Here is a 12,444-nt window from a genome sequence, read left to right as displayed (position 1 = left end):
GATGGTAGTGTGGGGTCTCCCCATGCGAGAGTAGGTCACCGCCAGACTACAAATAAATAACCCCAGCCCAATCGGCTGGGGTTTTTTTATGTCTGAAATTCTCCTTTCAATTAGCTACGACCAAAGTCCTATTCCCCTTGTTAACAATTGCATTTACATTTGTTATCGATCTAAAACAATAATGTTGAACAACTGGAGGGGACGTTATGGCATTCGAAAGTGAATCCCATGCCAAAGCGTATTGGAAAGAAAACCTCAGCTTGATGCTCAAGCTGCTCATTGTATGGTTTGTCGTTTCCTATGGCTTTGGAATTATATTAGTGGACGTGCTTAACGAAATCACTTTCTTCGGCTTTAAGCTGGGATTCTGGTTCGCGCAGCAAGGTTCCATTCTGACTTTCATCGTGCTTATCTTCATTTATGTGAGAGGCATGGCCGCGTTAGATAACAAATACAATGTACACGAGGATTAAGGCGCTATGGATATTCAAACGCTCACCTTTATAATCGTCGGCCTGACCTTTGCGCTCTATATTGGTATAGCAATATGGTCAAGAGCCGGCTCCACGAACGATTTTTATGTAGCAAGCGGCGGAGTTAACCCAATTGCTAATGGTATGGCAACGGCCGCAGACTGGATGTCAGCTGCTTCTTTTATCTCAATGGCGGGTATCGTAGCCTTCGCTGGTTATGATGGCTCTGTTTATTTGATGGGTTGGACAGGCGGCTATGTACTCCTGGCAATGTGCCTGGCGCCCTATCTGCGTAAGTTTGGTAAGTTTACCGTGCCAGATTTTATCGGTGACCGCTACTACTCACAGACCGCTCGTACTATTGCCGTAATCTGCGCTATTTTAATTTGCTTTACTTATATTGCAGGGCAAATGCGAGGGGTTGGTGTCGTATTCTCCCGTTTTCTGGAAGTCGACATCGCAACCGGCGTTATTATTGGTGCAATAATCGTTTTCTTCTATACCGTGCTGGGTGGTATGAAAGGGATTACCTACACTCAGGTCGCACAATATATTGTATTGATGTTCGCTTACATTGTGCCGGCGGTGTTTTTATCGCTAATGATGACCGGTCACGTACTGCCACAAACAGGGTTTGGTGCCACCATAGCCGATGGCGTTCCCGGTTCCGGACAGTTCTTACTTGAACGACTGGATGGATTATCGACCGAGCTAGGTTTTGCTGAATACACCGAAGGTGTGCGTAGTAAAGTCGATGTGTTCTTCATTACTGCAGCATTGATGGTAGGTACCGCTGGTCTGCCTCACGTTATCGTGCGTTTCTTTACTGTACCGAAAGTACGTGATGCACGCCGTTCAGCTTTCTGGGCTCTGACTTTCATCTCAGTAGTTTACTTAACAGCTCCGACTATTGCTTCGTTTGCTAAAGTAAATATTTTCAACACCATCAATGGGCCAGACCTACAAGGTGTTGAATACGATAACGCGCCAAGCTGGATTAAAAACTGGGAAAAAACCGGTCTTATTACGTGGGAAGACAACAACAACGACGGCAAAATGTTTTACTCAGGTGATGAACGCAATGAAATGACCATTGACCGTGACATCATGGTATTGGCGAATCCAGAAATTGGTGAATTGCCGGCCTGGGTTGTCGCTTTGGTTGCTGCAGGTGGTGTTGCGGCTGCACTTTCCACTTCCGCTGGTCTTCTACTCGTTATATCAACCTCCGTTTCGCATGACTTACTGAAACGAAATTTGGCGCCGAATATAACGGATAAACAAGAGTTGTTCTACGCCAGGGTTGCAGCTGCGACGGCAATTGTCATCTCAGTCTACTTTGGTATATACCCGCCCGGCTTCGTAGCGCAGGTGGTCGCCTTTGCCTTCGGCTTAGCCGCAGCAAGCTTCTTCCCTGCGATAATCATGGGTGTATTCCATAAGCGTATGAACAGCACAGGTGCGATAGCTGGTATGGTTGTCGGTATACTATTTACCTTCTGCTACATCGTATACTTCAAGTTTGTCGCTCCGGAACTGAATAACCAGGACCATTGGTTATTCGGAATTTCCCCTGAGGGCATTGGCACCTTAGGCATGATCATCAACTTTGTTGTAGCAGTTGTCGTGCATAAGTTTACTGGTGACGCCCCGGAAGAAATTCAGGAACTGGTTGAGTCTATACGGTATCCAAAAGGGTCCGGTGAAGCTAAGTCTCACTAACGAGATGTACCTCAATTGAAGCCCAGCCCCGTGCTGGGCTTTTTATTGACTAACTCAAGTTAATACACAAAACTGAAATCAGCTTCTTTATAATTTAGGATTAGCCATGGAAGTTAATTCATTTCTACAAGACTGCCCTCCTTTTGACACGTTATCTGAAGAGCAAAGAAACTGGGCTGTCTCTCAGTTGCAGTCGGTCTATATGAATGAGCAGAACTGTAACGATATATTAAAAGATATGAGGCCTGCGCTGTTTATCGCGCGTTCAGGTGTGTTTGATTTACGAGGAGCTGACGGACGACTGATAGAGCGTTTGGAGAACGGCGATTTGTTTGGCTACCCGTCTTTGCTATCAGGTCGCGAAGTGGTTAATAAATTGCAGGCGATAGAAGACGGTATCGTGTACGTGTTGCCACAGTCGGCGTTTGATCGCCTTCGTAATGCATCAAAACCTTTCGAGCAATACTTTATAAGAGCCCATGGGCAACGTTTATTAACAGAACAAAAAAGTGATGATGGCACCGATAGTGACTGGAGCGAGCAGACGGTTGGCAGTGTTGTGTCCATGCCTCCGGTCAGTTTATCCAGTAGCACATCGGTACAAGAAGCCGCTAAGTTAATGGCTAGCCATGGAATATCGTCTGTTTTGGTCGTTGATGAAACCCAGCTGGTCGGCATTTTAACGGACAGAGACTTAAGAAACCGGGTAGTGGCTGAAGGCTTACCGCTGGATGTGCGCGTTTCTGCGGTAATGACACAATTACCTGAATCGGTTTACGAAAATCGTTCGTTAATGGATGCGCTAACCACTATGACCTCCAGTAATATTCATCACTTACCGGTGGTTAATGACCAGAACCAACCCGTAGGGATGGTAACGGCAACGGACTTAATTCGTCAGCAACGTAGCGATCCTGTCTTTCTTATCAGCGCCATTCGTAAGGCAAATAGCAAATCCCAATTAATAGAAGAAGCTCAAAAACTTCCCGAGTATCTGCAGACCTTTGCCAGCCGCGTAAAGCAAACCTCTGTCTTAGGACGGCTTATGGCATCGGTCACTGATGGCATGACGCGTCAGCTGATACAGCTGTATGAACAAGAAAACGGTGCTGCACCAGCTGCTTATAGCTGGTTAGCTTTTGGCTCGCAGGGCAGAGAAGATCAAACTTTAAGCTCAGATCAGGATAACGGTCTTTTACTCAGTAATGATTTGTCCGATAAGCAAAAAGACTGGTTTGCCGGTTTAGGAAATTACGTCTGCGAAGGGTTGAATGAATGTGGTATCCCATCTTGTCCGGGGAATATTATGGCATCCAATCCGGAGTGTCGGGGGACCATTAACCAATGGAAGGAACGTTTTCAGGGCTGGATTGAAAGCCCGACACCAAAAGCACTTATGTATTGTCAGATATTTTTTGACAGCAGGCCGGTTGTTGGCCCGGGGAAATTTTATCAAGAATACCGCGAACAGATTGCGAACTTAGCGAAGAACGAGATGTTCCTGGGAAATTTAGCCATTCTGGTTAACCGCATTTCTGTCCCCCTTGGTTTGTTTAATCGGTTACGCACAGAGGATACTGACGACGGTGACACTATTGATATTAAACGTTATGGCATTGCTTTAATAAACGACATCGCACGTATTTATTCTTTACAGGCAGGCATTACCTCGCCGGGTACGGCTTCGCGCCTTAAAGCATTAACCGGTAGCAGTTTACTGAACCGGCGGGACAATCAATCATTACTGGAAGCCTGGGAGTTTTTGACGCAACTGCGGTTAAACCATCAGTTAAAAGTTTGGGGCAGTGACAAGCCTAAAAACGCCATTGACCCGGATGAACTGAGCACGCTTTCCAGGCGGCAACTTAAAACGGCGTTTAAAATCATAAAAGAAGCGCAACAGGGCGTTGGTTTAAAATTCAGCCGACAAGGGTATTAATTATGGCGCAATGGCTGCAAAAGCTGGCTCATTGGTACGACAGACGGCAGAAACTAAAACAACCCTGGCAAAGTTTACGGTATGTGGCTCTGGATATCGAAAGTACCGGGTTAAATCCGAAGAAGCATCAAATTCTTTCTATTGCCTGGATGACGATACACCCGCCAGTTATGCATTATGGCAACGCTCAGTATCATGTTTTTTCCCACGGGCAGGAGCTTAAACTTGGGCAAAGTCCGACAATACATGGTTTAACCAGACAAGACTTTCTGCACAGCTCTGAGCCTAAACAAACCTTTGCCATGCTCAGCCGTGTTTTAAATGATGCTGTACTTGTTTGCCATCATAAAGGCATGGACTGGCGTTTTCTCAAGCATATAGAAGCGCAGTACAACATTCCTTTCAGACCACTGGCTATTTTTGACACCTTGGCTTATGAAAAGAACAAGTTAGAACGTAGCTCACAGCAACCTCTTAAAGCTGGCGAATTAACTCTCAGCGCTTGCCGGAAACGTTACAACCTGCCTGACTATCATGCTCATCATGCACTCACCGATACCGTCGCTTGCGCGGAGTTGTTTTTGGCTCAGTGCTATGCTTTTGAGTCATTAAATGAACCTTTAAGATCGTTCCTGAAAAACACTCACTAAAGGGCTCTAATTAAGTCGTTACAATTAAAAAACATATGTTTAAATGCTGGATACATAGGTTATTTTGATTAATAAAAAAGCCTTATAAATAACCGCATTGATTATTTTTTATTCAGTCGGTTCGAAGGGGATAAGAAAAGACGCAAACACCTATTGAAATGAAGTCCTTACAGCGTTAAAAGGTTGTTACCGAAAACGGGCAGTCGAACAATAACTAGTCAGATTGCCATCGGTTTCAGGTTGCTTTTCGCCAATCAAGCAACGTTAAAAAATTATGTTCCAGGGAGTAATTCAATGAATAATAAACTGTTTCGCCGCAGCATTACTGCGGTTGCAGTTGCGTCTACGCTGTCATTTCCAGCGTTAGCGCAGGACAATGCTGCAGATCAAAATAATATTGAAAAAATCGAAGTAACAGGTTCTCGCTTAAGTCGTACCAGCATGGAAACACCCGTGCCAGTAACAACTATTGGTCGTGAAGATATTGTTCAAACAGGAGCAATTAACGTTGCGCAAGTCTTGAACATGTCACCTGTTGCTATTGCAGGTTCTGATCAGTCTAACTCGGCGTTCGATACGGTATCTGTTGGTTTGAACACGACCGAATTACGCAACATGGGTGCTGAACGAACACTGGTTTTGGTCAATGGCCAACGTTTTGTTTCAGGTATTGCACCTTCTTCAGGCTACGCTGTTGATTTGAATGCCATTCCAGCCTCAATGGTCGAGCGCATTGAAATTCTGAAAAGCGCGTCGTCAGCGGTTTATGGTTCAGATGCCGTAGCTGGCGTGGTTAACATCATTACCCGTAAAGATTTCGAAGGTATCGAAATTAGCACTCAAGCCGGTATTTCAGGTGAACATGACCGCCAAACCCAAACCTTTAACTTAACCACAGGTAAGAATTGGGACGGCGGTAACGCTTGGTTCTCTTTCGGTATTGATAACGACGAAGGCCTGAAATCTAGTGATCGTTCGTTCTCCGCTGTGGACAGTGCCGTTTATTCTGATGAAAACGGTAACGAATATGTCGGTGATCTTTTATCATCATTTCCTGAGCAAGGACGTGTTTCAGTTAAAGACGCCAATGGTAATACATTGGAGAGCTTTGACGCCGACGGTACAGAGTATTCAGGCGGTTTTAACCGTGCATCGGTTCGTCAGCTCGTAACACCTTTAGAGCGTCGTTATGTCTCTGCTGAAATCCGTCAGGATTTATCAAGTGACTTGAACGTATTCGGCTCTGTTCATTGGAACTCAGCGGAAACAAAAGGCTCCACTATTGAGCCAACACCGTTTAACGTTGGTGAAGATTTATGGATGAACAACCGTGTTGAAGATCCTGTAGCCGGGTTAAGCGTATACTCTCCATTGGTGCCTCAGGAACTACGTGACAACCTATTATCATATGGTATTGATGATCTTGGTTCCCAGCGTGTCGATTTTGTTCGTCGTATGGCTGAATTTGGCAACCGTTCTACTGATGTTACTCGTGATACTCTGCGTATTGCATCAGGTTTTAGTTATGCAATTGATTATAACTGGACTTGGGACAACTATTTCACTTGGGGTCGTACAAACCAGGAACAGCTAAACGGTGGTCAAATCAATACTGACCGCGCGCGTCTCGCTTTGGATGTTACTGAAGACGCTAACGGTAATCTTGTATGCGCTAGTGACATAGCTGCTATGCAAGGTTGTGTTCCGTTAAACCTATTTGGCGAAGGTACTGTTTCACAAGCTGCTGTTGATTATGTTTCTACTCCAGCGAAAGCAACCGGCACAGCTGAACAGTTTGTGGTACAGAGTGTTATTTCAGGTGACCTGCCATTAGAGCTGTCAGGCGGCTATATCGGTCTGGCCGGTGGTCTTGAGTATCGTGAAGAGAAAGGAACTTACAGTCCAGGCGATTTAGCTCAAACGGGCGCTTCAAGCACAAACAAAGCGCAACCGACAGACGGTAGCTTTAATACTAAAGATGTATTCGTAGAAACGCGTTTACCAGTGCTAATGAATTGGTCTGTTGATCTTGCTGCACGTTACTCTGAGCATTCAGCCACCGGTGGAGCTGTTACCTGGAACGTAGGTACAGAATATGAGCCAATTGACAGTGTAAAACTGCGTGCGTCTGCCGCAACTGCTATTCGTACGCCTAATATTTCTGATTTGTATTCAGGTAATGGAGAAACTTTCGCGCGGGTTAATGATCCATGTGTTGGTGTAACAGCAACGACTGATGGAAACATTGCAGAAAACTGTCGCTCTATTGATTCAGTTAATGGACGTATTCAGTCCGCTGGCGAGTTTGAGTTGACCTCTGCAGAAACTCAAGGAACCGGTGGCATGGTTGGCGGTAACCCTGATGTTCAGGAAGAAACTGCTGATACTTATAGTGTAGGTGCTATTTGGCAGATTAATGATGAGCTTTCTGCAACTGTAGATTACTACAAAATTAAAGTTGAAGATGCTATCTCTATTACTTCACGTAACTTAGTACTTGAGCGTTGTTACGATGTATCTCCTGATAGCTTTGACCCGACCTGCAGTGATCAGGTTCTTCGTAGCTCAAATGGTGTGTTAGTTGATGTTAATAGCAGTTCTTCTAACGAAAACATCATTCGTACATCTGGTGTTGACTTCGAGATGAACTATCGTACTCAAATAGCTGACGGTATGTTCTCTGCGGACTTGATTTGGAACTACACTGATGAATACTCAATTGAGTCAATGTATGACGGTAGTACAACTTACTATGCAGGTGAAGTCACTACGCCTGAACATCGTGCAAACCTCAACTTGGCTTACTCGTTAGGTGATGTCAGTGTCTCGTGGAGAATGCGTCACTGGGATAGCTCTGTCGATTCACTTAACGGTGAAAACTACAACTATACTACCGGTCAAGCGTATGGTGCCTACAATAATGTTGGCTCAGTAACATACCATGACATTTCTGCGCGCTATTACATGAACGATACCTATGAATTCAATGTAGGTATTCGTAATGCGTTCGATAAACAGCCTCCAATTCTTCCTCAAGGAAGTAATTCAGGAGCGACTGGTATCAATACCGCGTCACAAGCTTACGATGTTACAGGCCGCTATTACTTCGCGGGCGTAACAATGAGCTTCTAAAAACTTTAATATAAAGGTTCGCAGAAAAAAGCCAGTCGGGAATTTCCGGCTGGCTTTTTTATTGCTTGCGAATTGACGATATCTAAGCTGACATTGCATATAGAGCGTAGTATGCTCAATTACAGTTTTACGCTGATAAAAATTGGAGTATCCATGACAACAACAAAAAATCCGTGGAATAGCTATTGGCAAAAAGGCGCAAAAGCCAGCTTCTTAGACGATAAAGCCCGCTTGCAAGCTTACCAAATGCGCAAGTTTTGGTTTGAGCGCATGGATGAAAATGAACTGAAGCAACCTATTGTGGATATAGGCACCGGTAACGGTATTGTCGTTCAGTGGTTAACGGAATATGCGCAGGAAAAAAGCAAAAAACTCGACGTTTTAGGGATAGACTCAGCGAAACTGAAACCTTTTAACGAACAGTTGAAACTGAAGGCGGAAACACCTTATGAGACGTTTAAGCTGCCTTCGAATAAAAAGGTAGGCACTTTCGTTTCTCATTTTGGCCTTGAATATGGTGATATGGAGGCAGGGCTTAAAAACCTGCATTTGCAACTTAAGCGTGGCGGCGGTGTTATTGCTTTGGTGCACTCAACCGACTCTAATATTTATAAAAACAGTAAAGCCTTGTTTGAGTTTATTCCTTCTGTGCTTAAACAACTGAAGAAGTCGGTAACACCGTTTCAGGAAGCCTTATTAAAATACGGGCCGAATAACTTACCTAAGTCAGCACTTCAGGAACAACATAACCTCAACCTGTTCGCCAGAAAGTATGAGCGATATGGTGCTTTCCAGGCCATGAACTTTGTTCCTGCAACAAAACACGCATTAGAAGCTGCAGCGCAAGGTAAAGCCGATGAATCAGAAAAAGCACTATTGGGTTACATCAATGCAATAAATGAACACAAGGCACGTTTGGTAAGCTTGTTAAAAGCTACCGAGCAGTTAGGCGATATGAAACAAACAAAAGCACTGTTTGAAAGTGTTGGCTTTAAGAATGTAATCGTACAGACAGTGGCTTTTCCCGAAACTGGGGTTGTTGGTAGTTGTGTTCAGTGTGGTAAGTGAGTCCGAGTTCTTCCTTCTACAACAAAACAACAAAATAGATACTAAACGTTTACATATTTTCAACTTCCTGTTAACTTTTAAGCAGCTTCTATAAAAGAAGCTGCTTAATAAAAACGTTCCAGGGAGTTTTTACTCATGAAAAATATAACATTTCGTAAGAGCTTAACGGCTGCAGCAGTTGCTGCATCTTTAGGCTTTCCTGCATTAGCGGTTGCACAAGACTCAACCGATGTAGAAGTAGAAGAAAATGTAGAACGCATACAGGTTACTGGATCTCGTATCCCTCAATCTGCCAATGTGGTTAGCTCTAGTCCTATATCTCAACTAACATCCGAAGAGTTTGAATTTTCGGGAACAGTAAGAACGGAAGATTTAATTAACGACTTACCTCAGGTATTTGCAGGTCAAGCTTCAACTGATACAAACGGAGCAACAGGTACAGCTACTGTATCGCTAAGAAAATTGGGGCCTGATAGAACGTTAGCGTTGATTAACGGTCGCCGAATGGTTATGGGAACCCCTATAGCAGGAGGCACCGCACCCGATCTAAACCAAATACCCGCGGCATTAATTGAGAATGTCGAGTTGCTTACTGGTGGTGCTTCAGCTACCTACGGTTCAGATGCTATAGCTGGTGTCGTTAACTTTATTATGAAAGATGATTTTGAAGGTGTTGAATTTAATTATCAAAACAGCTTTTATATGCATAATAATAACAATAATGGCGAAATAGCGGAAGCGAACCGCGAAGGAGGTTATCCGTTATCCCCAACAAATGTACGTGACGGTCACATGAATGACTATTCGCTTATTATGGGAGCTAATGGCGCGAATGGAGATGCTAATATTACCTTGTATATGACGCACCGAAATATTGACGCCGTAACACAGAACAACCGAGATATTAGTACTTGTGCGCTTGCTGGAACTCCGGGTGATTGGGGGTGCTCAGGTTCAGGTACCACACCACAACCGAAAATATACGGTGATAGCGCAATAGGCATTCTTGAAGGTGGTGAAGTCACTGATGCTGCCAATGTAAGACCTTATAACTATGGCCCGGTAAATTACTTCCAGCGCCCGGATAAACGCACTACTCTGGGTGGTTTTGCTAAATATTATGTGAATGAGCACTTGGAATTTTTTGCTGAAGCTGGTTATATGAAAGACTCTAGCGTGGCGCAAATAGCTGAGTCAGGAGCATTCTTTGTCGACGCGCCATTCAACTGTAACAACCCCCTTCTAACTGATGCGCAGTTCGATGCTTTATGTGCTTCGAATGGTTATAGCGCAGATGATTCTTTTACAGCAACTTACGCAAAGCGTAACGTCGAAGGCGGCCCTCGTCAGAATGATTTAAGTCATATTTCTCACCGGTTGGTTTTCGGTGCTCGTGGTTCTATCAACGATAATTGGACTTACGATGCGTCATTTAATTATGGCAATGTGAATATGACTGAAGTGTATTTGAATGACTTCAGTAAAAAAGCCTTACAAAAAGCCTTAGACGTAGTTCCTGATCCCGAAACTGGGGAAGCTGTTTGTAGAGCTGCACTATCTGGCGTAGATAGTGATTGTGTGCCTTATAATATTTATGGTGGACCAGGTGGAAATATTACTCAGGAACAACTTGATTACTTAACATTACCCCTTTATGCCAAAGGTGAAACAAGCCTACGCGAGTTTAACTTTTATACGGTAGGTGATTTAACTGATTATGGTATCAAGTCACCTTGGTCATTTATTGGTGCAGAAGCTCTTATCGGTTATACCCACCGCAGTGAAACTCTTACTTACTCGCCTGACAGCGGTTATTTGAGTGGTGATGGTGCCGGTCAGGGTGGCCCTTCAAGTGCCGTTGACGGAACTTTAACTGTCGATGAACTTTACTCTGAAGTGCGTTTACCTTTAGTGCAGGATGCTGCATGGGCTGACAACTTAGTTGCTGACTTAGGGTACCGTTATTCTGATTACTCGACCGGAATTGATACAGATACTTATAAAGTTGCTCTAGGTTGGGATGTTAACGAAAGCGTCAAACTGCGGGGGAGTTTCCAAAGCGCGGTGAGACATGCGAATATCCGGGACTTGTATTTGCCGCAAGGTTTCAATTTATTCAGTATGGAAAGTGATAAGTGTGCTGGCAGCAATCCAGAAGCTTCTCTGGAAGAATGTCAGAACACCGGTGTAACTGCTGAACAATATGGAAACATCTTGGATAATCCGGCTGGCCAATATAACTACTTGCAGGGTGGCAACCCTCAGTTACAACCTGAAGCGTCAGATACGATTTCATTCGGATTCGTGTATCGTCCAACATCTATTAAAGGTTTTGACTTTTCAATCGACTACTTTGATATAGAGGTAGAAGATGCAATCGGAATCGTTGAGCCGACATCGACTATTGATAGCTGTTTAGCTACGGGGGAAGCACAATTCTGTGACCTCATTAACCGCAATGCAAACGGTTCAATTTGGCAGGGTGACGGGAATGTTGTTGCAACAAACGTCAATATTGGTTATGAGAAGCGTACCGGCTATGACGTTAACTCTAACTATATCCTCGACTTAGACAATGATGCTGGTCAATTACGCTTTAATCTCGTTGGTACTTACTTCACTGCAATTGATAGTCAATTCGTGGCGGGTGAAGAAATCTATGAATGCGCGGGGAAATGGGGCGATGCTTGTGGTTCTCCAGCTCCCGAGTGGCAGCATAACCTCCGTATGACCTGGGTTAGTAACAGTGATATTAACGTTTCATTAAACTGGCGCTACCTTGGTTCGGCAGAGGATATTCTTGGTAATCAAGATTTGGGAGCTCAGAGCTATCTAGATCTTTCTGCCCAAGTATTCGCTATGAACGGACTTCGGTTTAATATTGGTATGAATAACGTGTTGGATAAAGACGCGCCAGCTATTGCAAACCGTATTTCAGACAATGGTAATACATTCCCGGCACTTTATGATGCATTGGGTCGCTACGTATTTGCAGGAGTTCAATACTCTTTCTAAGAATTAGAACGAGATTAAACTTTATAAGCTTAGTAAACAAGCCCCCTTGCTAGAAAGCAAGGGGGCTTTATGCGTGCGCTAGACATGACGATGCTATTTCTGTTTAGGTGGTGCTGTAGTGGTCAAGAAAAACTGGCCACCGGTTTATAGTTAATCCCGTATTTTTGCTCTGCCTGATTCGGACTCAAACCGTTATTATACTGATGCGGCTGAAGTTGGCTGTAATACCCGATTAAATATTTCAGTATATGATTTTGTGCCTGAGTACATGATCGGTAACCATATGTCGGGTTCTACCCCGTTATCACGGACGGTTTAAAATCAGCACTAAACTGCTGATCTTGTTTTGTCAGTCTACGACGCATTCTTGGATTATGAAACCGTTCAATATAATCAAAGATGTCTGAACGTGCTTCATCTCTTGTTCGATAGCGGCGGTAATTCA

At 44.1% G+C, this 12,444-nt stretch carries 7 protein-coding genes and 2 pseudogenes; 7 read left to right on the top strand and 2 right to left on the bottom strand.

The window, feature by feature from the left end:
• The first annotated feature begins 206 nt into the window (after positions 1-206).
• From DET62_RS14220 to DET62_RS14190, 7 genes are all read left to right on the top strand, one after another.
• Positions 207-473 (top strand): DUF4212 domain-containing protein, encoded by a 267-nt coding sequence (locus tag DET62_RS14220; RefSeq protein ID WP_011234430.1) that lies wholly within the window; start codon positions 207-209, stop codon positions 471-473.
• A 6-nt stretch (positions 474-479) separates the two neighbouring features.
• The gene (locus DET62_RS14215) at positions 480-2,195 is read left to right on the top strand and encodes a sodium:solute symporter family protein (RefSeq protein ID WP_110014414.1); all 1,716 of its coding nucleotides are present in this window, start codon (positions 480-482) and stop codon (positions 2,193-2,195) included.
• Positions 2,196-2,301: 106 nt separating this feature from the next.
• Positions 2,302-4,134, top strand: coding sequence for a DUF294 nucleotidyltransferase-like domain-containing protein (locus DET62_RS14210; protein WP_110014413.1), 1,833 nt, complete (start codon positions 2,302-2,304; stop codon positions 4,132-4,134).
• A 2-nt stretch (positions 4,135-4,136) separates the two neighbouring features.
• Positions 4,137-4,784 carry a 3'-5' exonuclease gene (locus DET62_RS14205; protein ID WP_110014412.1) on the top strand — a complete coding sequence of 216 codons (648 nt, stop codon included), beginning with the start codon at positions 4,137-4,139 and terminating at the stop codon, positions 4,782-4,784.
• Positions 4,785-5,078: 294 nt separating this feature from the next.
• The gene (locus DET62_RS14200) at positions 5,079-7,916 is read left to right on the top strand and encodes a TonB-dependent receptor (RefSeq protein WP_110014411.1); all 2,838 of its coding nucleotides are present in this window, start codon (positions 5,079-5,081) and stop codon (positions 7,914-7,916) included.
• 153 nt (positions 7,917-8,069) lie between these two features.
• The gene (locus DET62_RS14195) at positions 8,070-8,984 is read left to right on the top strand and encodes a class I SAM-dependent methyltransferase (RefSeq protein ID WP_110014410.1); all 915 of its coding nucleotides are present in this window, start codon (positions 8,070-8,072) and stop codon (positions 8,982-8,984) included.
• Between the two features lie 135 nt (positions 8,985-9,119).
• Positions 9,120-11,999 carry a TonB-dependent receptor gene (locus DET62_RS14190; protein ID WP_110014409.1) on the top strand — a complete coding sequence of 960 codons (2,880 nt, stop codon included), beginning with the start codon at positions 9,120-9,122 and terminating at the stop codon, positions 11,997-11,999.
• Between the two features lie 122 nt (positions 12,000-12,121).
• Here DET62_RS14190 and DET62_RS14575 read toward each other — a convergent pair.
• Together DET62_RS14575 and DET62_RS14185 are read right to left on the bottom strand one after the other, a co-directional pair.
• Positions 12,122-12,289: pseudogene (locus tag DET62_RS14575) on the bottom strand (IS3 family transposase); the annotation flags it as partial.
• A 3-nt stretch (positions 12,290-12,292) separates the two neighbouring features.
• Positions 12,293-12,444: pseudogene (locus tag DET62_RS14185) on the bottom strand (formate dehydrogenase subunit delta); the annotation flags it as partial.

This window comes from Idiomarina sp. H2, from assembly GCF_004364275.1.
GTDB classification, from domain to species: Bacteria; Pseudomonadota; Gammaproteobacteria; order Enterobacterales; family Alteromonadaceae; genus Idiomarina; species Idiomarina loihiensis.
Note: the sequence above shows the minus strand (reverse complement) of the source record. Positions and strands in the feature narration are given on the sequence as shown.